Source organism: Sphingobacterium deserti (genome assembly GCF_000757725.1).
Classification (GTDB): domain Bacteria; phylum Bacteroidota; class Bacteroidia; order Sphingobacteriales; family Sphingobacteriaceae; genus Sphingobacterium; species Sphingobacterium deserti.
The window spans coordinates 27048-52873 of sequence record NZ_JJMU01000010.1; the positions used below are offsets into that span (position 1 = coordinate 27048).

The 25826-nt window shown below is 42.6% G+C and carries 26 protein-coding genes; 4 read left to right on the plus strand and 22 right to left on the minus strand.

Going from position 1 to position 25826, the window contains the following annotated elements:
* Positions 1-579 (plus strand): hypothetical protein, encoded by a 579-nt coding sequence (locus DI53_RS19500; protein ID WP_052072005.1) that lies wholly within the window; start codon positions 1-3, stop codon positions 577-579.
* A 28-nt stretch (positions 580-607) separates the two neighbouring features.
* Here DI53_RS19500 and DI53_RS03060 read toward each other — a convergent pair whose 3' ends face one another.
* Together DI53_RS03060 and gyrB are read right to left on the minus strand one after the other, a co-directional pair.
* The gene (locus DI53_RS03060) at positions 608-1498 is read right to left on the minus strand and encodes a pirin family protein (protein ID WP_037495214.1); all 891 of its coding nucleotides are present in this window, start codon (positions 1496-1498) and stop codon (positions 608-610) included.
* Positions 1499-1589: 91 nt separating this feature from the next.
* On the minus strand, positions 1590-3548 hold the full coding sequence (gyrB, locus tag DI53_RS03065; protein ID WP_037495215.1) for a DNA topoisomerase (ATP-hydrolyzing) subunit B: 1959 nt from the start codon (positions 3546-3548) through the stop codon (positions 1590-1592).
* A gap of 216 nt (positions 3549-3764) precedes the next feature.
* Between gyrB and DI53_RS03070 the strand changes: the two genes are divergently transcribed.
* A complete protein-coding gene (locus tag DI53_RS03070) occupies positions 3765-4391 on the plus strand; it encodes an OmpH/Skp family outer membrane protein (protein WP_037495217.1) in 627 nt (208 codons plus the stop codon).
* Between the two features lie 108 nt (positions 4392-4499).
* The gene (locus tag DI53_RS03075; protein ID WP_037495218.1) at positions 4500-5402 is read left to right on the plus strand and encodes a CorA family divalent cation transporter; all 903 of its coding nucleotides are present in this window, start codon (positions 4500-4502) and stop codon (positions 5400-5402) included.
* 5 nt (positions 5403-5407) lie between these two features.
* Here the strand turns inward: DI53_RS03075 and tsaB are convergent, their stop codons facing one another.
* From tsaB to mscL, 5 genes are all read right to left on the minus strand, one after another.
* Positions 5408-6103: a tRNA (adenosine(37)-N6)-threonylcarbamoyltransferase complex dimerization subunit type 1 TsaB gene (gene tsaB / locus DI53_RS03080; RefSeq protein WP_037495415.1), complete on the minus strand. Its 696-nt coding sequence runs from the start codon at positions 6101-6103 to the stop codon at positions 5408-5410.
* A 4-nt stretch (positions 6104-6107) separates the two neighbouring features.
* On the minus strand, positions 6108-6332 hold the full coding sequence (gene yidD / locus DI53_RS19810) for a membrane protein insertion efficiency factor YidD (protein ID WP_420804735.1): 225 nt from the start codon (positions 6330-6332) through the stop codon (positions 6108-6110).
* Positions 6325-6732, minus strand: coding sequence for a ribonuclease P protein component (locus DI53_RS03085; RefSeq protein ID WP_037495220.1), 408 nt, complete (start codon positions 6730-6732; stop codon positions 6325-6327). Before DI53_RS03085 ends, yidD begins: the two co-directional genes overlap by 8 nt.
* Before the next feature lie 52 nt (positions 6733-6784).
* Positions 6785-6943, minus strand: coding sequence for a 50S ribosomal protein L34 (rpmH, locus tag DI53_RS19815; RefSeq protein ID WP_071790452.1), 159 nt, complete (start codon positions 6941-6943; stop codon positions 6785-6787).
* Between the two features lie 182 nt (positions 6944-7125).
* The gene (gene mscL, locus DI53_RS03090) at positions 7126-7533 is read right to left on the minus strand and encodes a large-conductance mechanosensitive channel protein MscL (RefSeq protein WP_037495222.1); all 408 of its coding nucleotides are present in this window, start codon (positions 7531-7533) and stop codon (positions 7126-7128) included.
* A gap of 283 nt (positions 7534-7816) precedes the next feature.
* Here mscL and DI53_RS03095 point away from each other — a divergent pair, with 283 nt between their 5' ends.
* Complete coding sequence (locus DI53_RS03095; protein WP_037495223.1) at positions 7817-8464, plus strand: response regulator transcription factor; 648 nt, start codon at positions 7817-7819, stop codon at positions 8462-8464.
* A 30-nt stretch (positions 8465-8494) separates the two neighbouring features.
* Here DI53_RS03095 and DI53_RS03100 read toward each other — a convergent pair whose 3' ends face one another.
* From DI53_RS03100 to mraZ, 15 genes are all read right to left on the minus strand, one after another.
* Positions 8495-9637, minus strand: coding sequence for a sugar phosphate isomerase/epimerase family protein (locus DI53_RS03100; protein WP_037495225.1), 1143 nt, complete (start codon positions 9635-9637; stop codon positions 8495-8497).
* Positions 9638-9717: 80 nt separating this feature from the next.
* On the minus strand, positions 9718-9903 hold the full coding sequence (locus DI53_RS03105) for a hypothetical protein (protein WP_037495227.1): 186 nt from the start codon (positions 9901-9903) through the stop codon (positions 9718-9720).
* A gap of 132 nt (positions 9904-10035) precedes the next feature.
* Positions 10036-11745 carry a cell division protein FtsZ gene (ftsZ, locus tag DI53_RS03110; RefSeq protein WP_037495229.1) on the minus strand — a complete coding sequence of 570 codons (1710 nt, stop codon included), beginning with the start codon at positions 11743-11745 and terminating at the stop codon, positions 10036-10038.
* Between the two features lie 139 nt (positions 11746-11884).
* A complete protein-coding gene (ftsA, locus tag DI53_RS03115; RefSeq protein WP_037495417.1) occupies positions 11885-13249 on the minus strand; it encodes a cell division protein FtsA in 1365 nt (454 codons plus the stop codon).
* A 44-nt stretch (positions 13250-13293) separates the two neighbouring features.
* A complete protein-coding gene (locus DI53_RS03120; RefSeq protein ID WP_037495231.1) occupies positions 13294-14121 on the minus strand; it encodes a cell division protein FtsQ/DivIB in 828 nt (275 codons plus the stop codon).
* Positions 14114-15472: a UDP-N-acetylmuramate--L-alanine ligase gene (gene murC, locus DI53_RS03125; RefSeq protein WP_037495420.1), complete on the minus strand. Its 1359-nt coding sequence runs from the start codon at positions 15470-15472 to the stop codon at positions 14114-14116. Before murC ends, DI53_RS03120 begins: the two co-directional genes overlap by 8 nt.
* 3 nt (positions 15473-15475) lie before the next feature.
* Complete coding sequence (gene murG, locus DI53_RS03130) at positions 15476-16573, minus strand: undecaprenyldiphospho-muramoylpentapeptide beta-N-acetylglucosaminyltransferase (protein ID WP_037495233.1); 1098 nt, start codon at positions 16571-16573, stop codon at positions 15476-15478.
* 6 nt (positions 16574-16579) lie between these two features.
* The gene (locus DI53_RS03135) at positions 16580-17776 is read right to left on the minus strand and encodes an FtsW/RodA/SpoVE family cell cycle protein (RefSeq protein ID WP_193790627.1); all 1197 of its coding nucleotides are present in this window, start codon (positions 17774-17776) and stop codon (positions 16580-16582) included.
* 19 nt (positions 17777-17795) lie between these two features.
* Entirely contained in the window at positions 17796-19169 is a 1374-nt protein-coding gene (gene murD / locus DI53_RS03140; protein WP_052072006.1) for a UDP-N-acetylmuramoyl-L-alanine--D-glutamate ligase, read from the minus strand.
* A 1-nt stretch (position 19170) separates the two neighbouring features.
* Positions 19171-20415 (minus strand): phospho-N-acetylmuramoyl-pentapeptide-transferase, encoded by a 1245-nt coding sequence (gene mraY / locus DI53_RS03145; RefSeq protein ID WP_037495235.1) that lies wholly within the window; start codon positions 20413-20415, stop codon positions 19171-19173.
* A gap of 9 nt (positions 20416-20424) precedes the next feature.
* Complete coding sequence (locus DI53_RS03150; protein ID WP_037495237.1) at positions 20425-21879, minus strand: UDP-N-acetylmuramoyl-L-alanyl-D-glutamate--2,6-diaminopimelate ligase; 1455 nt, start codon at positions 21877-21879, stop codon at positions 20425-20427.
* Positions 21880-21884: 5 nt separating this feature from the next.
* A complete protein-coding gene (locus tag DI53_RS03155; protein ID WP_037495239.1) occupies positions 21885-24005 on the minus strand; it encodes a penicillin-binding protein in 2121 nt (706 codons plus the stop codon).
* Positions 24006-24027: 22 nt separating this feature from the next.
* Complete coding sequence (locus tag DI53_RS03160) at positions 24028-24432, minus strand: FtsL-like putative cell division protein (RefSeq protein ID WP_037495240.1); 405 nt, start codon at positions 24430-24432, stop codon at positions 24028-24030.
* Between the two features lies 1 nt (position 24433).
* Positions 24434-25357, minus strand: a complete 924-nt coding sequence (gene rsmH, locus DI53_RS03165) for a 16S rRNA (cytosine(1402)-N(4))-methyltransferase RsmH (RefSeq protein ID WP_037495242.1) — start codon at positions 25355-25357, stop codon at positions 24434-24436.
* Entirely contained in the window at positions 25350-25823 is a 474-nt protein-coding gene (mraZ, locus tag DI53_RS03170) for a division/cell wall cluster transcriptional repressor MraZ (RefSeq protein WP_037495243.1), read from the minus strand. Before mraZ ends, rsmH begins: the two co-directional genes overlap by 8 nt.
* Between the last annotated feature and the right edge of the window lie 3 nt (positions 25824-25826).

A 25826-nucleotide genomic window follows, 5' to 3' on the forward strand; every position in this document is an offset into this window, starting at 1 on the left:
ATGTACAAAAGCTACATCGCTGCGCTTAGCTTATGGCTTACTGCGCTCGCAAGCAATGGTCAGATCTTGCAAACAGACAGTCTTCTTAAAAAGATTATGCCGAATAACGTTAAGCTGCAATATGCCGGAAACATCGGAATGATTTCTACAGGAATTGGCTATGTCTCACCTAATAAAAGATGGATGGGAGATCTTATGTATGGCTTGGTCCCTAGTAGCTATGCGGAGGATCCGATACATTCCCTAACACTGAAGGGAAAGTATGTCTCATTAAATAGGGATTATATGCAGTCTCTGAAAGTTAACTGGTTACAGCTTGGGCTATGGTTTAATTATTCCTTCGGCGATCAGTATTTCCTAGGTTTACCACATTATTACGATCCTGGTTACTACTACTTCCCAACAGCTTTGAACATAGGGTTGACGTTGGGCTCAGAAGTACGTTACCAGAAATGGGGACTATACTACGAGGTGGGCACGACGGAAAAGCGGATGATCAACTATGTAAAAAATAGTGGGTCTATTAATTTCAGTGAGATATGGAATATCGGTTTCGGACTCGTTTATCATCTCAAATAACCGATATTCCATAAGGTCAATTTTCGCGCTATTTTATTTTTAGTTCCGGAAGCGGAACGTAGCCATCGTCATTAATCACTTTGGGAAAGCGGTGATTCTTCCAATCTTCTTTTGCCTGCTCAATGATGTCCTTACTGCTGGCAACAAAATTCCAAAATATAAACCTTTCTTCCGGGAAGGGATCACCACCGAAGATGTATACCGTAGTGCCAGGCTTCATCACGAAGGAGCAGAGATGCGCATCCTTGGTTATTAAAATTTGCTTAGGCCCATATGTATGCCCTTGGTTTTCTATTTCGCCCTCTAATATATAGAGTCCGCTCTCGCCAAAAAGATGTTCACCGATGTTGATATTCTTCTCTTCGGTTGATTTGATTTCAATCATATACAATGGCGAATAGACTGGCACGGGAGATTTACGTCCAAAAATTTCACCTGCTATTAGTTTATACCGTACATCTTGGTCTTGCCAAACTGGAATGTCTTTGGCTTCAATATGAAAAAACTCAGGTTCCATAAATTCCAAATCTTTGGGTAAGGCTACCCAAATTTGAAGACCATGGAGATACTTATCTTGGGATCTTAGGCGCTCGGGGGTACGTTCAGAATGCGTTACGCCTTTTCCGGCCGTCATCCAATTTACAGCACCAGGTCGAATTTCAATTTCCGTCCCGATACTATCGCGATGCATAATCCCTCCATCAAACTCGTCGAAAAGATAGGTTAAGGTGGAAAGCCCGATATGCGGATGCGGCGGAACATCTAGATTTTCGTAGTCTGCCAGGCAGGCAGGCCCCATGTGATCAATAAATACGAAAGGGCCGATGGATCTTTTCTGACGAAAAGGTAATAAACGCCCAACAAGAAAATTGCCAATATCGGCCGCTTTCTCCTCCTGTATAAAATCAATATTTGACATTTGCTAATCCGTTAATTCGACTACAAGTTACAAATAAAAATCCCAACCTTAGATGGGTTGGGATTGATATTAGATGGGTAGGAAGGCGATGTTACACATCGATCTTCGCATAACGCGCATTTTTTTCAATAAATTCACGGCGTGGAGCAACCTCATCTCCCATCAACATGGAAAAGATATGATCACATTCGGCCGCATTTTGTATCGTTACTTGCCGCAGGGTACGGTGCTCTGGATCCATTGTTGTTTGCCATAGTTGTTCGGCGTTCATCTCTCCAAGACCTTTGTAACGCTGTACATTGACCGATTCCTCTTTCCCAGACCCTTTAAGACGTTGAATAGCCGCTAAACGCTGATCTTCATTCCATGCATATTCGAATTCTTTACCTTTCTTTACCATGTAAAGGGGCGGCGTCGCAATATACACGTAACCTTTTTCGATAAGCTCCTTCATGTATCGGAAATAGAACGTCAAGATCAAGGTTGCAATGTGCGAACCATCGACATCAGCATCCGTCATGATAACTATTTTATGGTAGCGTAACTTTTCTAAATTAAGGGCCTTTGAATCTTCTGCGGTTCCCACACTTACGCCTAAGGCTGTAAACATGTTTTTGATCTCCTCATTTTCGTAGATCTTATGCTCCATCGCTTTCTCTACGTTGAGGATTTTACCGCGCAACGGCATAATAGCTTGAAAGCGGCGATTACGCCCCTGCTTTGCGGTTCCCCCTGCGGAGTCACCCTCGACAAAGAAAATCTCACATTTATCTGGATCGCTGTCTGAACAGTCTGCAAGCTTACCTGGTAGGCCAGAACCGCCCATTACCGTCTTCCGCTGCACAAGTTCTCTAGCTTTACGCGCTGCTGCACGCGCCTGCGCAGCAATCACCACTTTCTGTACAATGGCTTTCGCTTCGCGGGGGTTTTCTTCAAGATACACACCCAATATTTCACCGACGGCAACATCCACGGCGCCCATCACCTCGTTGTTTCCCAGCTTGGTTTTTGTCTGTCCTTCAAACTGAGGCTCGGCTACTTTCACGGAAACGACAGCTGTCAACCCCTCGCGAAAGTCATCTCCTGTAATGTCAACCTTTAAATTCTTTAAAAGTCCGGATTTATCGGCATAGGCTTTCAGGGTACGCGTTAGACCGCGTCTAAAACCAGCAACGTGGGTACCACCTTCAATGGTATTTATATTATTTACGTACGAATGTACATTCTCTGAATAGGTATCATTATACTGCAAGGCGAGCTCTACAGGAATACCCTGCTTAATTCCCTCCACATAGATCGGATCAGGAATTAAAGGTTGACGGGTGCCATCCAAGAACTTCACAAATTCTTGCAAACCGCCTTCAGAATAGTACACATCCGTTTTAAAAGATCCATCTTCTATAATCTCACGCTCATCCGTCAATGTCAAACGCACACCTTTATTCAAAAAAGCAAGTTCCCGTAGACGGTTGGCCAACGTATCATAGTTATAGATCGTTGTCATGGTGAAGATCTCGGCATCGGGACGAAAAGTTACGATAGTACCTGTATTCTCACTTTCGCCAATTTCCTTCACATCGTATAATGGTTTACCTTTTTCATACTCTTGTTGAAAGATTTTTCCATCGCGATGTACAACGGCAGAGAGGTGAGTAGAAAGAGCGTTCACACAGGATACCCCTACCCCATGTAATCCACCGGAAACCTTATACGTATCCTTATCAAATTTACCCCCGGCATGAAGAATTGTCATAACAAGCTCCAATGCAGACTTATTCTCTTTCTTGTTTATTCCTGTAGGGATTCCGCGGCCGTTATCACGAACCGAAATAGAATTATCCTCGTGAATACTTACAAAAATATCTGTACAATAGCCTGCTACAGCTTCATCAATAGAGTTATCAACAACCTCATAAACCAAGTGATGTAATCCCTTTATACCGGTGTCACCGATATACATGGAGGGTCTCTTACGTACAGCTTCTAAACCTTCTAAAACCTGAATATTATCCGCTGAATACGTTGATGTATTTTTCTTTTCTTCGCTCATGAAATTAATTTAAAATGAGTACCGTTTAACATTCAAAAATACGAATTTTCCCCCTTAAAATCAAATGAAAAATGGTTATCGTCACCTTACGAGAGACGTGTTTCTGACGACGGACTACGACGATAATTGATAAGATTCCCACATGTGATAGGGAATTTTAATTTTTTTATATTAGGTTTGCTTGTTGAAAGATTAAAACTTGAAAATTAGATTAGAATGAATAAACTATTCACAACAGTAACTAAAGTATCCTTAGGCGTGGCACTAGCCTTTGCTGCAGTTTCATGTAACCAAAATGCTAAAACCGGAAACGCTACGACAGGCGACTCTATCGCGTCTGCTAGCTCTTCGACCGCTGCAAAAGAGGAAAAAATTGTGTACATCAACTCTGATACCCTTTCCGAGAAATACGAGTATTTTAAAGATATCAGAGCTAAACTAGAGGCGAAAGTAAAAAAAGCGCAATCAGATCTTCAATCGAAAGGCCAGGCTTTTCAGCGTGAAGTTGCAGAATACCAACAGAAGGCCTCTACCATGAGTGCTTCTGACCGTCAAGCTACAGAAGAAAAGCTGGCTCGCAAGCAAGAAGAACTTGGAAGACTGGATCAGAATGCGTCGGCATCTATCCAACAAGATGAATCAACAGAATTTAATAACGTATACAATACGATCACGGAATATCTTAAGAAACATGCGGAAGACAACGGTTATACATTGGTATTGACCTACTCGAAGTCTAATCCGACTGTTTTATACGCCGATTCAAAATTGGATATTACGGCAAATGTAATTGATGTATTGAACAAAGAATACAAAGACAAAAAAGCAAAAGAAAAGAAATAAGCTGAATTCATTGTCAGCAAGAGGCTTCTTCCCTATCGGTAGAAGCCTTTTTTATTTGTTTTTCCGCTATTTGATTTATACATTGCTCTAGGGTTTAAGTTGTCCACGATGGTAAGAAATATACTGCTAAAGACTAATACAAATTTTGAATGGATTGATATCTCCGAACCAACCATAGAAGATTTCTCCGAACTTAAAGAGAAGTTCAAACTACATGAAGCATCGATAAAAGATTGCTTACAGATAGGTCAATTACCTAAGATCGAAGAATTTGAGGATTACCATTTTCTTATCATTAGGTCTATCCCCAGCAAATTTGACAATTTCTCGGATACGCTTACGGAGATAACAGAGCGTGTATCGGTATTTTTCGGAGAAAAATTCGTGATAACCGTACATCGCGGGAGGATCGATTATCTAGAAAAACTCGCCGAGAACTTTCCATCCCAAAAGTTACATTCCAGCAAACTCTTTATTAACCACCTAACTTCCGAAGCACTTAAAACGTTTGAGAACCTAGTCATCAACAAACTTAATAAACAACTGGACAGCTATGAGGAAATGGTATTTTTGCACAGAAGACGTAAAGATTTCTTGCGGCAGCTGTATTATATCAAACGTCAGATTGATCTGATCCGGATCATTCTTACACTTTATAAAGATATCGTTGATTTCTTTCATTTAAGTGCTTTTAAAAACATCTATACGCAAGATTTGAAAGACATTTATGCGCGCTCTTCAACGCTGTATCGCAACATCGCTGAAAACACAGCACAATTACTTTCGGTATATTTCAACATCGAATCTAACCATACGAATGATATTATGCGCACACTGACGATAATATCCGTATTCTTTATGCCGCTGACTTTTATCGTTGGCGTGTACGGGATGAACTTCGAAAATATGCCGGAGCTTGATTGGCGTTACGGCTATCCAGCCGTTATGCTGGGTATGGCTTTCTTAGCGTTGCTGATTTATTACTGGTTCAAGAAACGCAAATGGCTATAGCTGGCTTAACGTTTTTTTGGCGTAGTGGCGATAAAGTCTTTCAAGTAGAACGGCTCAAAATAAACAAGATCTTCCCAAGCACTTTGTTGATACTTTTCAAAAGCCAAGTGAGAAAGATTTGCGGCCGTGTTAGCAAAAGCAGGGATTACTTCTACAGTAGAATCATCTTTAAATAAAGGAACAAATTTATCAGCGCCGCTGCCGAATAACACATATTTGGCGACCTCAGCATCCTGTTGAAAAAAATCAGCTTCTATAATCTCTGCAGATGTCCCTTGCAATAACTTACCTTTCGCCGTGTAGGTAGCCATATAAACTTCCATACGACGTGCGTCAATCATGGGCACCAATACATTTCCATCCGCAGGGTCATTGTCCTCAATAAAGCCTGCAACCATAGCGTCTAAGGTATTTATTGCTATTAAAGGCAAGTCCAATCCGTAGCACATTCCTTTTGCAGTAGAGACACCTATCCGCAAACCTGTATAGGAACCTGGCCCCATACTTACGGCCACGGCTGCCAAATCCTCGAGCGCTATTTCTGCTATGTTAAGCACTTCCGATATGAAAATAGTTAATTGACTTGCATGCTGATTAGGAATATCGGCATCCTGGAAGACAATAGTCTTTCCATTTTTACTTAGGGCAACGGAACAAACGGGCGTTGCCGTTTCAATCTGTAGTATATAAATATCTTTCATAAACTCACGGAACTGGATCATGGCCATGCCCTCCCCAAGGATGACACCTTAAGATGCGACGCACCGCGAGCGCACCGCCCTTGAACGGACCATACTTGAGTATCGCTTCTTTGCCGTATTGGGAGCATGTAGGTGTATATCGGCAATTCGCGCCTAACAACGGCGAAATGAAAATCTGGTAAATACGGATAATTAATACAAACAGCCTTTCCAAAGGCCATTTAATCATCTTCTCCCAAATAAATCTTAGTACATTCATCTTTCAGTTTACCAAGTACTAATTCCATGCGTTGATGGAGCTGTGCATAAGCAGTCTTTTCTTTACCGACATACTGAAACGCTACCGTTAAAGATAACATATGTTGTTGGAGAAAGCTATATAGCGTGTGCTTTTGCAATCGATAGGACTCCCTCATACGGCGCTTGAGCATATTACGATCTACCGCTCTTTTGAATCGCCTTTTTGGAACAGAAATAATGCATTGGACCGGAACGCTCGACGAAGGCTCTTCTGCTTTTATAAAAACAACGCGATAGGGGTATAAAACAAAAGAAGAACCATTATGGAAAAGACTATCAATAAGTCTTTTGCTACATAATCGTTCTTCCTTCGTAAATGTATAGCTCATCGTGACAAGACTACCGGCTCAGAGGCTCGGAAGAGTCACACCGGCAAGGTTATTAGCCTTTATGACGATACTCGTCAGATACGGTAAGACGTTTTCTACCTTTAGCTCTACGAGATGCCAATACTCTTCTTCCGTTAGCACTGCTCATACGCTCTTTGAATCCGTGCTTATTTCTTCTTTTTCTTTGCGAAGGCTGAAATGTTCTTTTCATGACGCTATTATGCTTGTTTTAATATTTTAATCAATTCGTCTCCTATAAAGGGGAATGCAAAAGTACAGTTAATTTGTATAAGAAGCAAACAATCTTTCAAAATTTTGCAAGACAAGATGCGTTTGTGAATACACACTATATTCATTCTTCCAGCCACATAAGCCGAACATTCAGTAATCAGCTTATTTATTCCGTAATATATCTCGGATTTCCGTTAACAGAACTTCTTCTTTGGATGGAGCAGCCGGAGCAGCAGGCGCTGCTTCTTCTTTTTTCTTCAAAGAATTTAGCCCCTTAATAACTAAAAATATACAGAATGCAACGATGATAAACTGAATGACGACGTTAACGAAGGTTCCGTAATTAATAGCCACTTCTTCTACACCGGCTTGTTCATTTGCCGCTGTCAATACATACTTCAAATTACTGAAATCTACACCACCAGTGACAACGCCAATTGGAGGCATAATAATATCATTGACCAATGAGGTTACAATTTTACCGAAGGCCCCACCGATGACCACGCCGACAGCCAAATCAACAACGCTACCGCGCATTGCAAACTCTTTAAATTCTTTAAAAAATCCCATAAAGTATTATTTATAAATAATCAATAAACAAAGATGAAAATTAAATTTACAAAATTAAATACATATGTAGATTTTCTATGGAAATAAGCAATATCTTGTCCACTTAGATAATGGCAAGTTTCCATTTTTTTATATCTTTGTTAAAAGACTGAATTCATTTCGGTTAATGCGCTTTGAAAATTAAACTGTGTCGAGTATAATGAAACCGTCATGATTTATTACGTGTGTGTGGCATCTAAATAAATCTGACGACTTAATCACCTTTAAAGAACAATTTATTAAGATGAAAAAAATATTGATCGCGGATGACCATAGCATTGTCAGACTTGGAGCTTCTTTCATTATCAAAGAATTGATCGCCGAGGCAACCATACTACAGGCGGAGACTTACGACGAAGTTTATGCAGAACTAAAGAAAGACAACATAGATTTACTTCTGCTAGATATCAACATGCCCGGGGGGAATAACATTAAAATGATAAAGGAAATTTTGGAGATTCGACCACTGGTCAAAATACTAATCTTCTCTTCCTATGAGGAAAACCTTTATGCCCTTCGTTACATCAGCGCGGGAGCTAGCGGCTATCTTCATAAAAATACGGCGATGTCCGAACTTAAAAATGCGATTCAAAACATTATTACACGTGGTCGTTACATGTCTGAAGCAGTAAAAGAGCTTTACATCCAAAAATTGACAACCAGCAAATCTTCCTTTGATGGAAACGATCAACTACGTAAGCTTTCTAACCGTGAGATGGATGTTGCGAAGCATCTTATAAAGGGCTTAGGTATATTGGATGTAGCAAACCTCATGGAGCTCAGCTCCTCCACGGTAAGCACCTACAAGAGCCGTATATTTGAAAAGCTCAACGTGAATAACCTGCCGGAACTCATTGAGCTATTTAAATTACATGATGAAGAGCAACATTAACTGTTGCTCTTCATCATACGGCGTTAAGTACTACAATAATTCGTCTATTGTCACCTCAGGAATATTTTCCGTATTGGGCGTAATTAACGCCCTTTCTTGTTTGTAAGCATAGCCCTTTTCGCTATCCAGGTTCCACAATAGTGGCGATAAAAAGCGTATACAATTTTCAAAACCTTGATTTGTCGCCAGTAAGTTGCCGGTATCTTTTGAATTTTTCGCTTCATTTTCTATTTCAAAAGGCCCTCGGAATCCACGCTCGTGAAGCAAAGCTATAAAATCATTCCAGTCCATGTGATCTGAACCGCCAAAACCGGGAAGCATGGCCTCGTAGTGATGTCGGTCCCAGTCGTGCCCAGGGATACTAACGCCAGCTTTGGCTGCCAATTCGCTGTCCACATGTTGCATCGCATACATGCCACCCCAATCTATACGTGCTTTCGTTTTCAGATTTCGTGTTGTTTTCACGTGAATCCTCTTTAAACGACTTATATCCATTTGCTCGATAACATCAATTGGATTTGTCTGCTGCCATATATCGTGAGAAGGATCGTAGATTTCTCCATGTGCTTTACTCGGAATCATAGCATACATTAACTTGCGTGCTGCTAATACAGCAGGCAAGTTATTATAGGTGCTTGTATAGCGTGATGATCGCCAGCCTTCCATGGGGCAGTTTTCATAAACAATAGTCACACCTAATTCCTCAGCGTATTTTACGATTGGACCAAATACCCGCTTATACTCATCTAGGTTCTTCTGAAAGCCGTCTATTTCGTTGCCCAATGCATGATTGTAACCGACAAATGTGCCCACTTTTACGTCATTTTTGTCACCTCCCAGCAAATGCGCAATGCGGATGAGGCGTAGCAGGTGATTTTGGTTTTTAACGCGTTCGGCCTCGTCTCCACCTATCATATTTTCAAATGCACCAAGAGATAACTTCAAATCTGCCTGATTAAACTGATCTATCAGTTGATGGGCATCCGAAGGCGTAAAATTTTCATAAGCCAAATGAGTGGCTGTATGATCCTCCCGCGTTCCATCTTTTCTAAAAACACACAAGTCTATCCCTTGCGCACCAACATTTTTCGACGTCTCAATCAACTCACTTAAAGACAATTTATCATAAGCTGAGCTCATCACCCAAATAGGATTATTCAATTTTTCCGCCATATTTATCGCTTTATTTCTTTCCGTAAATATACGAAAAAAGCCCTTTAGAAGGGCTTTTGCAATCGTTTTGACGGATATCGCTATTTCTTATTCTTTAACTCCTGTATTCCTGCACGCAAATCTTGGGATAGATTTTTTATGTCTTGCAAACCTTTTCTCACGCGTGTTCCTGCTGCGCTATTCCCTTTTAAGAAGAATTTATCCGCATCGGCATCTAAGCCATCAACTAACTTTTTCAGCTCTTTGAATTTATCAAAACTGGCCATAATGAAATGATTTAAGTTTTATAATGTATTAATAACTAACTGTTTTATAAAAATAGCACGTTTTGTTTAATAAAAAAATTTTTGCAAAAAAAAGACAGCAAATTGCTGTCTTTCATATGAATAGGGTAGTATTTAATCTACATTGTCATGCAAGAAAGAGTTGTTTGGGCGGATTTCCGTTTCACCTTCATCAAAGGATAACGTAAACCTCGATACCTGCGATTGTGAAGAATGCGGAACATCTTCCAACGATTTCTGACGTCTTTTATATGCAGGTTCGTTTTCAAGCTCTTGCAAACCATTGCTTGATTTCAACTTCATACTAAGCTCTTTCAGACGCAAGATACGCTCTTTCGTTTTCATAAGCTGATCTTCAAAATCAATCTCTTTGGGCTCTGATGCCGCAGTACTTGGCTCACTAAACGTATTACGCGCGACTGGAGCTTCCGTCTCAGCTGCCTCTTCATCTTTGCTATTATACACGTCAAAAACGGAAGGCAATTTAAACTCGAACATTGATGACGATGTTTTCAATTCGAAGCCTCCATTTGCTTGCGCTGGTGTCTCCTCTTCGCTTTCAGGCTCATCAAAACTTAATGTATGGCGTATCACCTGTGGCTCTTCGTTCTTCAATACAGAAGAATGGATAGGTTTAGGCGACGTAAAAAGATCTGTTTGCGAAGGAGCTGACAAATCATTAGCCGGCGCTGCTGTAACACTATTCTGTACAGGTTTGATATACGTTTGTTGGTTCGCTGCTGGCTCTTGCTTCGCTACGAATTGATTCTGAACCACTGGCTTAACAAACTGGTTCGCTACAGGTTCAGGTGTTAAGGGTAACGCGATTTTTTCTTTTTCTTTCTCTTTTACGCGCTCTTCCGCTGTCTGAAAACCTGTGGCAATGATGGTTACAGACAATTCATCTTCGAAGTTTTCGTCGATACAGTTACCCCAGATCAAATCTGCTGATAGCCCTGCTTTTTCTTGGATATAATCCGTAACAATAGCAACTTCGTCCATCGTCACTTCTTTTCTACCAGATGTGATGTTTAACAGAATATAGCGCGCGCCTTCTATCTCATTATCTTTCAATAGAGGCGAGGCTAAGGCACCTGTTACTGCTTCAATAGCGCGATTCTCACCTGTAGAGATTGCATTACCCATGATTGCAACACCGCTATCGTTCATTACGGTGCGCACATCTTTAAAATCGACGTTTACATACCCCGGAATCGTGATAATTTCAGCTATACCTTTTGCTGCCGTTGTTAAAATATCATCGGCTTTTGCAAACGCTGCAGTCATTGTTAAATTGCCAAATATCTCGCGTAGACGATCGTTGGAAATTACTAAATAGGAATCTACATACTTCCGAAGTTCTTCCAAGCCTTCTTCAGCCTGTGAACGACGTCTTTTACCTTCAAATGTAAAGGGCGTTGTGATGATCGCCACAGTAAGGATACCAAGTTCTTTGGCAGCTTTGGCCAATACCGGACTCGCTCCAGTACCTGTACCACCGCCCATACCAGCTGTTATAAACAACATCTTGGTATTTGTACCCAACATACGCTTGATATCTTCAATACTTTCTATTGCAGAATTCTCGCCTACATCAGGATCAGCACCAGCGCCCATTCCCTCTGTTAAACTCGCTCCCAATTGTACCTTATTCGGGATAGGACTTAACTCCAGCGCCTGCGCATCTGTATTACAAACGATGAAATCTACACCACTTATCCCTTGCTTGTACATGTGATTGACGGCATTGCCCCCGCCACCACCAACACCGATAACCTTAATTATCGATGATTGTTCCTTTAACATTTCAAATTGTATCGACATATATAACCCTATTTAACTCTTGCTAAACCACTTAGAAATCCCCCTACAGGTTCAACAATTCAAATGTAATAATACCAATTTATTCACCATAGTTTTCCACATTTGTTAAAATGTGGAAAAAACATGCATTGTGGAAAACTTACTTTTTTCCTATAAATGTATCGTCATCAATTCCCGCATCGTCCTTGATAAAATCAGATAGAATTTTGGTGAACCAACTCTCCTTTTTACGCTTCTCTTCAGCGATTTCAGTCACTTTTTCTTTTGTTACTTTCTTGGTAACCATCTCTTGTTGCGTTGCTTCATCTTCTTCCATCGTCTGAACGCCTTTTATCAATAACCCAATAGACGTTGCATACATAGGGCTTTTGAGCTCTTCCAATGCTTGCTTGTTTAGCATCTCCGTCTTAGCTAGGTACTCATTAGGATAACCTATCCTGCAGCCAATACCTGTAATGTACTCAACGAGTTGTACCAAATGTTTCAGCTGCGCACCACCGCCAGTGATTACAATACCAGCGATCAATTTATCTTCATAACCAGAGGACTTAATTTCATAGTAAACATGTTCAATGATTTCCTCCATCCGTGCTTGAATAATATAGGCCAAGTTTTTTACGGAGATCTCCTTAGACTCACGCCCACGGATTCCTGGTACACAGATCACTTCGTTATCTTTATTCTCGTCTGCCAATGCCGAACCATAACGCACTTTAAGCTGCTCAGCCTGATTACGCAGTACGGAACACCCTTGTTTAATATCCTCCGTTACAATATTTCCACCTAAAGGAATCACGGCAGTATGACGAATGATACCCTCATGGAAGATAGCCACATCTGTAGTACCGCCGCCAATATCTACCAACACAACACCAGCAGTTTTTTCCTCTTCATCCAACACAGCCTCAGATGATGCAAGAGGTTCCAAAACCAAAGAAGACACTTCAAGATCCGCATTATCCACACAGCGTTTAATATTACGAATATCTGTTACACGCCCTGAAATGATGTGGAAATTAGCTTCTACCCGACGTCCGGCCATCCCGATAGGCTCTTTAATCCCAGGTTCATTATCGATAGTGAATTCCTGTGGCAACACATGGATTATCTCCTCACCAGGAGGAAGAACCAGCTTATACATATCCGAAATCAATTGTTCAACATCCAAACGCCCCACCTCATCGTAATCGCGCTTAGTCAAGATACCACGGTGCTGGATACTTTTGATGTGCTGTCCGGCAATACCTACGTTGACAACCTTTATATCTACGTTGGATTGGGATTCAGCGATGGTCACGGCCTCGCGTATGCTACTTACCGTTTTTTGGATGTTGGCAACCACCCCACGATTCACACCTGAAGATTCGGCTTTCCCCACCCCCAAAAGTTCAATCTTGTTCGTTCCGCTACGACGACCGACTGTTACACAAATCTTCGTTGTGCCGATATCCAATCCAACGATGATCGGATTCTCCTTTTCGTTTTCTGCTAATCTTGGTTTCATATGCTGTGTATTTCTTGCTGTGTATATTTTATTTACTGTGTTCTTCAATTCATTTTCATTTTTAATTGTAAGCTATCTAGCATCCAACCGCTTCTCCGCTCACAAATAATTTGGTCGTCATACTTCACATTTACCTTCTCGTAAGCATCTGATCCTACGCGTGGCAAAATATTTTTATAAAAGACAACCAATCTATCCAATTTCTCTTCCAGCTTCGATGCGTTTCCAAGCACCAATTGCTGTGTTCCTACCCTCGGCACAATTTCTATATCCCCATAATCATTCACATAGAGCTGTACGATTTGGTTACTCCACAACGGATCGCCCTTTACATGCTGCACAATTGACACCAAGTCTTTGACTAATTTGGTTTCAACAGTATCTAACGCCTTCTGATATCCTTCCTTGATATTTCCGTTAGCGACAAGAACGTGCGGCACATAGCGTAACGTCACGGGCACCTTTGCTCCCTTCGTGTCGATGTAATACTCCCGTCCAACTTTATTCACCACCCGCAGTAGCACTTCACGCTGTTGCACCGCTACCTGCAAGACGCCATCCATATCGACAAATATTTCGGCGGATGATACATAGGGTAATTCCATCAGGGCTTTTTCAATTTGCTCTACTGGGATTTGACGCAATGTTTTGCCTACAACCCTTCCAAACTTAGATTTTACCAAATCTGAAATATCATGCTGATCGATAAAAGCCTCTTTCCCGCCTACCATAACCCGCATGGAAGTACAGACCTGTGCTTGGTCTTTTTTCTTCACCAAACCCATCAACATACCAATACCAACGAGTGCAAGTAAAGCAAGGAAGCCATAGCCTACTAATCTCCAGGATATGTGACTAAGTTTCTTAAGCATGCTCCAACAACTCTTTTATTGGTTTCACCAAACGATCTATGTCTCCCGCACCTACCGTTGCGACCAGTTCGGGCCTTTCCGCTTTTATAATTTCTAATACAGATTCCGGCGTAACTAATCGTTTATTATTCAATTTAATTTTATCTAACAACCAGGCTGACGTTACACCTTCAATAGGCATCTCGCGCGCTGGATAAATATCCAATAACAAAAGTTCATCTACCAAAGCAAGAACCTCTGCAAATCCATCTACAAAATCCCTAGTGCGGCTAAATAAATGTGGTTGAAATACAATCGTCAACTTTTTGGCCGGATAGAGCTTACGCATAGATGCGATGAATGCGCGCAATTCTTCGGGATGATGTGCGTAATCATCCACATAGATCGCTGTTTCGGTCTTTGCTATATATTCAAAACGTCGCTTGGCGCCTCGAAAAGTGGACAGCGCCTTGCGTATTGCATCTGTACTGATTTCCAACTGCAGCGCAACCGTCACCGCAGCGATCGCATTTTCAACATTATGAATGCCCGCGATACCCAAATGAAGATCAGAAAGCACTGTTCCATCTACACCCACGTAGTCAAAGTAAAATTCGCCAGCTTCAACGCGAATGTTTTTGGCGTAAGTATCACTGCTTCCCTCTTTTGCATAGCTAATTGTTCCGGAAAAAGGCAGCCCTTCCTTCACGATGGAAACGCCATTTGATACGAGACGCGCTAGAAACAGCTCAAAAGATTCGATAAGATGACGCTCGTCGCCGTATATATCGAGATGATCTGGATCTGCAGACGTCACGACTGCGATATTGGGATGCAATGTCAGAAACGATCGATCATACTCATCAGCTTCAACAACAACCACATTGTTGTCTCCATAAAGCACATTTGTGTGATAGTTCGAACTGATTCCGCCAAGAAAAGCAGAGCAATCGTAGCCTGAATCCTTCAATATATGGGCGATCATTGTCGAGGTTGTCGTTTTTCCGTGAGTACCAGCCACAGCAATCGTAAATCTACTTGCACTAATGATGCCCAACACTTCTGATCGCTTGTACAATATAAATCCTTGTTCTTGGAAAAAGTTTTTCAAAACCAAATCTTTTGGAACAGCTGGCGTAAAAATCAGCAATGTCTCGTCAGACGGTGCTCTGAATGCTTCCGGAAGCAGCGATAAATCATCCTGATAAACGATAGTAATACCTTCCTCAACCAGTGCTTTAGTGAGATCGGTCTCCGTCTTATCATAACCCATCACATCACACCCCAAATGGCTAAAATAACGAGCCAAACCGCTCATTCCTATTCCACCAATACCGAGGAGATAAACACGTTTTATATGATTGAGATTCATCATCTATTTTATTAATTTTAAAACTTCCTTTGCAATCACCTCGTCTGCATCTAGCATAGCCAGCTTACTGATTTCGGACTGCAGTTCAAAACATTTTCCTTCATCTGCAATGAGTGAAAGCATATTATCCACCAGCGTACTCCGCGCACTAAGATCTGATACGAAAACCGCTGCATGTTTTTCCAATAACGCTTTGGCATTTTTCGTTTGATGATCCTCTGCAACATTAGGTGATGGCACCAATATCACAGGTTTGCCTACCGCGCAGAGTTCCGATATGGTGCCTGCGCCTGCGCGTGAGACAATTACATCCGCTGCGGCATAGGCGTAATCCATACGTTGTAGAAAAGGCAGCAAAACGACATTAGCGGGTAAGCGGTCCTGCACTGTATTTTGCAATGCTTCGTAATAGTAACTTCCACATTGCCAAATTACTTGCACATCGTGCTCAGCGAAACGATCAAGCCCACCGAGCACACAGTCGTTTAATGTTTTTGCACCCAAACTACCACCTGTTACCAGAATCGTCTTTTTTCCTTCCGCTAACCCAAATGATGCTAAGCCTTCACGTGTTCTTCCATCGATAGTTACCGATGAACGCCGAATCGGATTTCCTGTCAACAAAAGCTTGTTGGGTGGAAAAAATTTATCCATACCCTCATAGGCCACACAAATCAGCTTTGCCTTCCTGCCCAAGCGTTTGTTCGTAATGCCGGCATATGAGTTTTGCTCTTGAATCAATGTAGGGACGCCCAAAACATTTGCCATCATCAACAGTGGACCAGAGGCGTAGCCGCCTACTCCAACGGCCACGTCAGCTTTAAATTCCCGAATTACCCGTCTTGCCTTCAGCAAGCTATTAAGCATCTTAAATGGCAAACCCAAGTTTTTCGTTATGGACTTCCGGTTGATGCCCTGAATATCTAGCCCTACAATTTCATAACCAGCTGCCGGCACACGCTCCATTTCCATTCGGCCATTGGCGCCCACAAACAAAATCTCTACGTCCGGCTGTAACCGTCGCAAAGCGTTTGCTATCGCAATCGCCGGAAAGATATGTCCTCCCGTGCCTCCTCCGCTGATAATCACTTTGTGCGCCATCTTTATTTATATCGTCCCAACAACCACTTTCTGCGGTTTTGGAATTTCGTTTAATTCTTCTTTACCTTTTAATTCTTCGATATTTCGGCTTACGCTGAGAATAATTCCCAACGCAACACTTGTAAACAAAATTGATGTACCCCCCATACTAACCAGCGGCAGCGGCACACCCGTTACCGGGCCCAGCCCCACAGCAACTGCCATATTCGCCAGTGCTTGGATGGTTAAGCTGAATCCCAGCCCCGCTGCCAGGAAAGCGCCGAACGCCCGTGGACTCAATGTTACGATGCGTATACAGCGATACATCAATGCCATATAGAGCATCAGCAAGATCGCTCCGCCCAGTGTACCGTATTCCTCGATGATAATAGCGAAAATAAAATCGGAATAAGGATGGGGCAACAGGTTTCTGCCCATGCTGTTTCCAGCTCCTTTACCGAAAAATTCGCCAGAAGCGATCGTCATCTTCGCGAGGTTCGCCTGGTAATTTTTATCCTCTTGGAATGGGACATCTCCACTGGCCACTTCTTCTGTCCGGAAAAACCCCTCTATCCTACTTAGATAGGTAGCTCGCCGCGGACCTATTAAAATGACTAATGCCAGCAAAAAGCCTCCCCCAACGCACACTATTGCTATTTGTTTAAAACTGATCCGACCAATCAAAAGCAACAAAACACAAGTTCCGAAAAGCATCAACGCTGTTGATAAGTTGGCCCAAGCTATCAGAACAAAGACTGCACAGACGGCACCCATGATTGGGGCAAATGACTTTTTAACATCTTTAATATCCTCCTGTTTACGAGACAACATCCGCGCTAAAAAGGTGATCAATGCGAGCTTAGCCAAATCAGATGTTTGAAACGTTTGGTTGATGACGGGAATTGTCACCCAGCGGCTGGCATCGTTGACTTTATTTCCACCAATCAACGTAAATAGCAATAAGGGGATCGTGATGATCATCAACATCTTCGATATACCTGCATAATATCGGTAATCCAACTTATGGGATAGATACATCAAAACCAATCCGATTGCGATGATTGAAAAATGTTTGAAAAGATAAAGCTCTGTACCCTTGCCTTCTTTATAGGCGAGAGTCCCTACTGAGCTGTACACAGCCAGCAACGACCAACCGGATAATACGATCACAATGATCCATATCCACTTGTCGCCCTTTAGCTTACTAAAAATCTGATCAATCATCTGTCTTAATTTTTTAAGATTATAGAGCCATCACTGCTTCCTTAAATTTATCACCACGCTCTTCGTAGTTTCTAAACCAGTCGAAACTGGCACAAGCCGGAGACAACAACACCGTATCGCCTTTTTTCGATAAATGCGAAGCCATTTCAACAGCTTCCTGCATAGAAGAGCTGTTCACGATAACATCGGCATCATCTTCAAATGATTCATGAATGCGCACCGTATCTTTACCGATGCATACAATAGCTTTCACTTTTGCTTTCACTAAATCGCGCAGCATTTCATAATCATTTCCCTTGTCTACACCGCCCATTATCAAAATGATGTCCGGCGAAAAACTCTCTAATGCATACCAAACCGAATTTACATTCGTCGCTTTCGAATCATTGATGTAGTTCACGCCGCCGATGCAGGCCACATGCTCTAAGCGATGCTCAATATTAACATACGAGCTCATGCTCTCCTTCATCGTCTGATTGCGCAACTCCATAGCTTTACCGATCAAGCCGGAAGCCATATTGTTGTACACATTGTGTTTCCCTTGTAATGATAGCTCTTCAATATTCATTTCGAAAGTTTCTTTGTTAGGTATGTTAATTACAATATTTTTATTCTCATCTAAAAAAGCGCCTTGTACCAGCACTTGCTGTTGCGTAAAAGGTAGACGCATCGCTTTTGTTGTATATGCTGGCAGTGCCTTCATTGTTTCTTCATCATCCATACAATAGATGAAATAATCCTCTTCGCGCTGATTCTGTAAAATTCTGAACTTCGATGCTACATAGTTTTCCAACTGGTACTCGTAACGATCTAAATGATCAGGCGTGATATTCAAAATCACGGCTACGTCCGCCCGAAACCGATACATATCATCCAGCATAAAGCTTGATATTTCTAATACATAGAAGTCAAAGTCTGAACGCGCCACCTGCAGGGCAAAGCTCTTTCCAATATTTCCTGCTAAACCTACATTCACTCCAGCTTTCTGTAGCATGTAATACGTGAGCATGGTCGTGGTTGACTTCCCATTGGAACCCGTAATGCAATACAGCTTTGCATCTGTATATTGGGCAGCGAACTCTATCTCCGAGATAACAGGTATTCCCGAGGCCTTCAACGCTTGCACCAATGGTGCTTTTTCGGGTATCCCTGGACTTTTCACGACGAGGTCTGCTTGTAGAATACGTGCTTCGCTGTGCTGTAGTTGCTCGAAATCAATCCCCTCAGCTATCAACGTTGATTTGTATTGTTCTGCAATGCCCCCCTTATCTGAGACAAAAACATCAAAGCCTTTATCTTTTGCCAAGATAGCTGCTCCAACGCCGCTCTCCCCGGCGCCTAGCACGGCTAGGAAGCCAGATTGTGGGTAATATGTCGCTTCGATGTTAGCCATGTTACCTCGTTTTTAATGTTACTATGGTGATAATTGCCAAAATGATCGATACGATAAAAAAGCGCATGACAATTTTAGATTCGTGGTATCCTTTTTTCTGATAATGATGGTGCAGTGGCGACATTAAAAAGATGCGTCGACCCTCGCCATATTTTTTCTTGGTGTATTTGAAATAGGAAACCTGCATGATGACAGACATATTTTCCAACAAGAAAACCCCACATAGTACAGGAATCAAAAGCTCTTTACGAATAAGGATGGCAAATGCTGCAATAATACCTCCGATGGCTAGACTTCCCGTGTCGCCCATAAACACTTGCGCTGGAAATGCATTGTACCAAAGAAAACCTGTACACGCACCTACAAATGCCCCTGCGAAAATCACAAGCTCACCCGACTCTGGGATGTACATGATGTTTAAGTAATCTGAAAAGATGACGTTACCAGACACGTAGGCGAGAATAGCCAAGGTAATGCCAATAATCGCTGAGGTTCCCGTAGCCAAACCATCAATGCCATCGGTTATGTTCGCACCATTAGACACCGCGGTTACAATAAATACCACCACGACGAGGAACACAATGAATGTCACCAGATTGCCGTTTAATCCAAACACGCTTAACACACGCGCATAATCAAACTCATTATTTTTATAGAATGGAATATTGGTCTTGGTAGACTTTACGTTTTCCGCGTAATAACGTTCTCCAGTCTGTGTATCTGTCATGATTTGTACCGCCTTGGTAGAGGTTGGATTCGTTACTTCCTGACGAGAAACAATATCCGGATGAAAATACATCACGATAGCGATAAGCGTTCCTAAACCAACTTGACCAATGACCTTGAACCGGCCTGCTAGCCCTTCTTTGTTCTTCTTAAATACCTTTATGTAGTCATCCAGGAAACCGATAGATCCCATCCAAATCGTGGTTACAATCATAATAACTATATAAATATTTTCAAGCTTAGCGAATAACAGGGTAGGAATTAGGATGCCCGCGATAATAATTAGCCCACCCATAGTCGGCGTACCCGCTTTTTGCTTTTCTCCTTCCAGCCCCAAATCGCGAACAGTTTCACCAACCTGACGATTGTGCAGGGCGCGAATAAGGCGCCCGCCATACACGGTGGTGATGATCAACGAAACAATAACAGCCATGGCTGTACGGAACGATATATACTGGAACAAACCCGCTCCGGGAATGTGCACATGTTCTTGTAGCCAGGTAAATAAATAATATAACATTGCTCTCTATTATTGCTCGTTAAACGTTTGTTCTAATATTTCTTTATCATCAAAATGATGGCGCACACCATTTATTTCTTGGTATTTCTCATGTCCCTTTCCTGCAACAAGAACGATATCACCAGCCTGCGCTAAGTGGCATGCTGCACGTATCGCTTCTTGCCGCTCGGCGATCGTAAATACATTCTTTTTGTCTTTCGCATCTACCCCTGCTTCCATCTCCCGAATGATCTGCAGCGGATCTTCCGTACGCGGGTTATCAGATGTGATAATAACGCGATCGCTCATCCGTACCGCAACCGCCGCCATTTCTGGACGCTTGGTCTTATCCCGATCACCTCCACAACCCAATACTGTAATGATCTGTTGATTGCCGGCGCGCAACTCGCGGATAGTGCTCAATACATTTTCCACCGCGTCCGGTGTATGCGCATAATCCACGATCCCTGTAATTTCATTTCGTGAGCGCACCACTTCAAAACGTCCCTCTGCACCTTGTATCTCGCTCATCGCCGTCAACACTTTTACCGTTTCCTGCTCAAGCAGAATCGCCGCACCATACACGGCGAGCAGATTGTATGCATTGAAGCCTCCTACCAATTTTACCCACACATCATGCCCATCAATAGTCAACAGCATGCCGTCGAAATGACTTTCCACTACTTTCGCTTTGAAATCACACATACTTTTTAAACCATAAGTCTTCTTATGTGCGAAGGTATTTTGCAACATTACTGCACCATTCCTGTCATCAGCGTTCGTTAAAGCGAAAGCATATCGATCCAAATCATCGAAGAATTTCTTTTTTGCTTTAATGTAATTGTCAAAGGTTCCGTGGAAATCGAGGTGATCATGACTGATATTTGTAAATATCCCGCCCGCAAAACGAAGACCTGCAATACGCTGCTGAACCACCGCGTGGGAACTCACCTCCATAAAACAATAATCACAACCATCGTCCACCATATCACGCAAAAGCGCATTCAATGCGATAGGGTCAGGCGTTGTATGCGTTGATGGAATAATGCGTTCGCCAATTTTATTTTCCACCGTAGAAATTAAACCTACGTGGTATCCTAAGTTCTCAAAAAGATTAAAAAGCAAGGTTGCAATCGTAGTCTTCCCATTCGTACCTGTAACACCGACTAATTTTAGCTCTTTGGACGGATCGCCATAGAAGTTAGTCGCCAACAGACCAAGCACGTAAGAGGTATCATCAACCAAAATGTAGGTAACTTCACTGCTTAGTTCATCTGGTAGCTCCTCCAACACGATAACGGACGCACCGTGCTCGGCAGCCGTTGCTACAAACAAATGCCCGTCCGTATGTACACCGCGAACAGCAACGAATAACGTGCTTTCTTCGACCCTCCTAGAGTCAAAACATATCGATAGCACATCAACATCAAGCGATCCTTCGAGCTGCTTTACGGGAATAGCATGTAACAATTCTTTCAGCTTCATAGTTATTAATTCAGTGCCAATATAATTGGCGTACCTACCTTTAATTTTAACCCTGCAGTCAACGACTGCGTTATCACCTTGCCCCTGCCCGATACTTTCGTTTTGAAACCCGCATTTTCCATAGTAAACACGGCATCAGAAAGCCCCATTCCCAATACATTGGGCACTATACCTTCTTTTATCTGAACCTCGACAAATGGCACACCCTTCGACGAGGTGTCCGTAGGTTGCGCAAGTGCTGTCCAGCTTGACGGATGAAAACCTAACGCTTCGTAAACCGTATTGGAAGCTTCTTTGGAACCTGCCAATGTTAATGGTGTTTTACCACCAGAAGTGTTAACTTTCCGAGAAGCAAACGTCCCGTGTAGCGTCAAGTCATTCGCGTAAACCATATCCGCCAATTCCTTAAATACAGGACCTGCAATGGCACCGCCATAATAGCCTTTACGCGGATTGCGGATGACCACAATCATGGAATATTTCGGATTATCTGCCGGAAAATATCCGGCAAAAGATGACTGATATCGTCTTGCTCCGTAGCCACGTGCACCATCATTCATTTGCGCTGTACCTGTTTTCCCAGCAGAACTGTAGAGGGGCGAACTTATTTTCTTACCCGTTCCCTCCGTCATCACTCCTTCCAACATCGCTTGTACTTTTTCTATCGCCGCCTTGGAAGCGATTTGCTTGCTAACTACGCGTGCTTGAAAGCGCTCTACTGTATTTCCAAGATGACGAATTTCTTTCACAAAAAGCGGGGCTACCATTTGCCCGTCATTGGCTACAGCATTGTAAAAAGCCAACATCTGCAAAGGTGTCAGCCGCAACTCATAACCGTAAGCCATCTGCACTAATGATAGTTTACTCCATGTACGACTATCGGGGGTTTTAACCCAAGGCTTAACTTCTCCCGGAATCTGCAAGCCTAATGGCTGACCTAAACCGAAATGGTGTAATTTCGCTGTATAACGCGCAGGATGTTCGCCATAATGGGTGTTTACCAGCTTAGCAACCCCAACGTTCGAAGATTCTTCGAATGCTTCCTTCACCGTTAACACCGATTTTTTCGGCGCATGTGAATCTTTGATCGTGTGGGATGGTACTTTATAACTACCATTGCCTATATCCACGCGTGTCGATGTATCTACCAAGCCATCATCTAATAAAGCAAGGTAGCTAGCCAATTTGAATGTAGAGCCAGGATCCGCACCCTGTGCAATTGCGTAATTATATTTTTCTCTAAAGACACCCTCACTATCCCGTGTAAAATTGGCGATAGCACGAACCTCACCGGTTTGCACTTCCATCAATATCACACAACCATTGTCTGCATCACTCGCAATAAGCTGCTTTTCCAACGCCCGCTGTGCCATATCTTGCATATTTACATCCAGTGTAGAGATAATATCAGACCCGTCTACGGGCGCAACTTCCACCTGCCTGTTGACTGGCACCCACACACCGCCAGCAATGCGCTGCATAAGCTGCGAGCCACTTTTTCCGTCGATATACCGGCCATATGCACCTTCTAATCCGACTAGCACGGTATCACCTTTCGTATTTTTGTACCCTATTGTTCTTGCTGCAAGATTGGTAAATGGCAAAATCCTTTTGTTCTCCCTCACCGTAACCAAACTTGTTGAGTAACGCTTTTTCCCCTCTTTGAAAGTATGAAACAACGGAAACGTCTTTACAACTTTCAAATCCTGATGAGAGACATTGCGCTTTAGCAAAACATAACGTGCTTTTTTTGCACGGGCATTCTTTAACATCGCCAAATATTGACGGGCAGACTTATCGGCAAAATGAGTAGCCAAACGTGTTGCTAAAGAATCTACCTTCGAATTAAACACATCATTCGCTTCCGCCGGGATAGACATCGCATCAAAACGTAGCTCGTACTCAGGAACAGAGGTTGCTAATAAGTTCCCATCATTCGAATAAATATTTCCTCGAGCCGCTTCTATTGATCGCTCTCTAATTGTCAAGCTATCCGCCATTGCGCGCCAATCTCCACCGTCCACATACTGCAAATGCAATAGCTTCCCAAAAACCAATAACGCACCAAACACCATCAGCCCGAACGCCAGGTATACCCGAATAAGTATCGATTTCCTAATATTCATATGACTACGTGTTAACGTGTTATTACTGTTCTTTTACCACCTCTAATTTTATAGGCGGCTCTGTGCGCTCCCTTAAACCCAGGGTGTCTGCACGTTTTGCAATTTCGGTCTGCGTTGTTAACTTCATTAATTCCGCAGATAAGGACTTATAATCCCAGCTCAGCTCTTTCACGTCACGTCCTAATCGGTCAATAGATCTCACCGTTCGTTCTGCCAAATGCCGATTGGATATATACACTAAACCCAGTAAGGCTATAAAAGCAGCGAATGGCAAGTTTTTAGCAACCAGATAACTGGAAAGCTTGTTTGTTGAAAAAATGGATCGAAGAAAATTTTGCGTTTCCTCTACTTTTTTCTCAACGGATTCGTTCATTTTCTCCTGAACTTCCTCGCTTAATTCATTGTCTTTTATCGTGTTTCTCGACATACTACCCTGAATTAAGATTCCGCTCTGCAACGCGCAGTTTCGCACTGCGCGACCTATTATTTATGGCCAACTCATCGGCGCTTGCCGTAATCGCTTTCCGGCTAACCGCCTTAAATGGCTTTATTTCATTTCCAAAAAAATCCTTTTCCACCTCACCACGAAACTTCCCCTTCTGCATAAAGTTTTTGACTAATCGATCCTCCAACGAATGGTAAGACATAATCACCAAGCGTCCCGTCGGCTTCAGCACAGAAACTGTTTGCTCTAAAAATGACTGCAACGCTTCCAACTCTTGATTGACCTCTATCCGCAAAGCCTGAAAAACCTGCGCATGATACTTATGCTCTTTACCTTTCGGCACCAATCGCTTTATCACGTCTTTCAGGCCACCAACTGTGGCAATTTCCCCCGTCAAGCGAGCCGTTACAATTGTTTTAGCCAATGATCGGGCGTTTTGAATCTCACCGTACATCCCGAATATGCGATGTAAATCTTCTTCAGCGTATGTATTCAGCACACGCTTCGCATCTAAATCAGCAACCTGATCCATTCGCATATCAAGATCAGCTTCAAAGCGAATCGAAAAGCCCCGATCGGCAGAATCAAACTGATGCGACGAAACGCCCAAATCACCTAAAATGCCATCAGCCTCCTTTAATCCTAAAAGGCGCAAATTATTTTTTAAGAACTTGAAATTCTGGTGAACCAACGTGAAACGAGGGTCATCTATTGCATTCTTAACAGCATCGGGATCTTGATCAAAAGCGATCAAACGACCATTCGGCCCCAAGTGTTTCAATATCTCACGGGAGTGCCCTCCGCCACCAAACGTAACATCGACATACACACCATCAGGCTGAATAGCCAACGCATCGATACATTCCTGCAACATCACTGGCACGTGGTAAACCGAAGGATTAGTCATCCAAACCTCCTTCCAAATCAAAACCGCCCATCACTTGTTCAGCCAAACCGGAGAAATCCTCCTCAGACAATGCACCCATTTGCTCTTCGTATTTCGCTTTAGACCACACTTCTATCTTTTCCAAGTTACAAGCCAAGACTAAATCAGCTCCCACCTCCGCATATTCCAACAAACTTTTGGGCAATAAAACCCGACCCGCCGAATCTAACGTCAACTCAGTCGCACCGCTCATAAACTTGCGGACAAACTCACGATTCTTCGTTTGAAACTGGTTTAAACGAGACAGTTGCTTCAATATTTTATTCCATTCTGTGCGGGTATAGATGACCAAATTTTTTTCGAAGCCACGATTCACAACAAGCCCCTCTCGCTCAACATCAGGCAGTTGCCTTTTGAGCGCGGCAGGCACCACCATTCTTCCTTTGGTGTCCAGCTTGCATTCGTATTCTCCAATTAAATAGTTCATTGT

Bases quoted from the DNA above. Each gene is read 5' to 3' on its own strand.
- DI53_RS03070 (WP_037495217.1), top strand. From the start codon at position 3,765: ATGAATAAACTATTCACAACAGTAACTAAAGTATCCTTAGGCGTGGCA.
- mraZ (WP_037495243.1), bottom strand. From the start codon at position 25,823: ATGAACTATTTAATTGGAGAATACGAATGCAAGCTGGACACCAAAGGA.
- mscL (WP_037495222.1), bottom strand. From the start codon at position 7,533: ATGGGATTTTTTAAAGAATTTAAAGAGTTTGCAATGCGCGGTAGCGTT.
- mraY (WP_037495235.1), bottom strand. From the start codon at position 20,415: ATGTTATATTATTTATTTACCTGGCTACAAGAACATGTGCACATTCCC.
- DI53_RS03135 (WP_193790627.1), bottom strand. From the start codon at position 17,776: ATGATTGATCAGATTTTTAGTAAGCTAAAGGGCGACAAGTGGATATGG.
- murG (WP_037495233.1), bottom strand. From the start codon at position 16,573: ATGGCGCACAAAGTGATTATCAGCGGAGGAGGCACGGGAGGACATATC.
- DI53_RS19500 (WP_052072005.1), top strand. From the start codon at position 1: ATGTACAAAAGCTACATCGCTGCGCTTAGCTTATGGCTTACTGCGCTC.
- rsmH (WP_037495242.1), bottom strand. From the start codon at position 25,357: ATGACTAATCCTTCGGTTTACCACGTGCCAGTGATGTTGCAGGAATGT.
- DI53_RS03085 (WP_037495220.1), bottom strand. From the start codon at position 6,732: ATGAGCTATACATTTACGAAGGAAGAACGATTATGTAGCAAAAGACTT.
- DI53_RS03120 (WP_037495231.1), bottom strand. From the start codon at position 14,121: ATGCTTAAGAAACTTAGTCACATATCCTGGAGATTAGTAGGCTATGGC.
- DI53_RS03060 (WP_037495214.1), bottom strand. From the start codon at position 1,498: ATGTCAAATATTGATTTTATACAGGAGGAGAAAGCGGCCGATATTGGC.
- DI53_RS03075 (WP_037495218.1), top strand. From the start codon at position 4,500: ATGGTAAGAAATATACTGCTAAAGACTAATACAAATTTTGAATGGATT.
- DI53_RS03150 (WP_037495237.1), bottom strand. From the start codon at position 21,879: ATGAAGCTGAAAGAATTGTTACATGCTATTCCCGTAAAGCAGCTCGAA.
- DI53_RS03095 (WP_037495223.1), top strand. From the start codon at position 7,817: ATGAAAAAAATATTGATCGCGGATGACCATAGCATTGTCAGACTTGGA.
- murD (WP_052072006.1), bottom strand. From the start codon at position 19,169: ATGGCTAACATCGAAGCGACATATTACCCACAATCTGGCTTCCTAGCC.
- murC (WP_037495420.1), bottom strand. From the start codon at position 15,472: ATGAATCTCAATCATATAAAACGTGTTTATCTCCTCGGTATTGGTGGA.
- ftsA (WP_037495417.1), bottom strand. From the start codon at position 13,249: ATGAAACCAAGATTAGCAGAAAACGAAAAGGAGAATCCGATCATCGTT.
- tsaB (WP_037495415.1), bottom strand. From the start codon at position 6,103: ATGAAAGATATTTATATACTACAGATTGAAACGGCAACGCCCGTTTGT.
- DI53_RS03160 (WP_037495240.1), bottom strand. From the start codon at position 24,432: ATGTCGAGAAACACGATAAAAGACAATGAATTAAGCGAGGAAGTTCAG.
- rpmH (WP_071790452.1), bottom strand. From the start codon at position 6,943: ATGAAAAGAACATTTCAGCCTTCGCAAAGAAAAAGAAGAAATAAGCAC.
- ftsZ (WP_037495229.1), bottom strand. From the start codon at position 11,745: ATGTCGATACAATTTGAAATGTTAAAGGAACAATCATCGATAATTAAG.
- DI53_RS03100 (WP_037495225.1), bottom strand. From the start codon at position 9,637: ATGGCGGAAAAATTGAATAATCCTATTTGGGTGATGAGCTCAGCTTAT.
- DI53_RS03105 (WP_037495227.1), bottom strand. From the start codon at position 9,903: ATGGCCAGTTTTGATAAATTCAAAGAGCTGAAAAAGTTAGTTGATGGC.
- DI53_RS03155 (WP_037495239.1), bottom strand. From the start codon at position 24,005: ATGAATATTAGGAAATCGATACTTATTCGGGTATACCTGGCGTTCGGG.
- gyrB (WP_037495215.1), bottom strand. From the start codon at position 3,548: ATGAGCGAAGAAAAGAAAAATACATCAACGTATTCAGCGGATAATATT.
- yidD (WP_420804735.1), bottom strand. From the start codon at position 6,332: ATGATTAAATGGCCTTTGGAAAGGCTGTTTGTATTAATTATCCGTATT.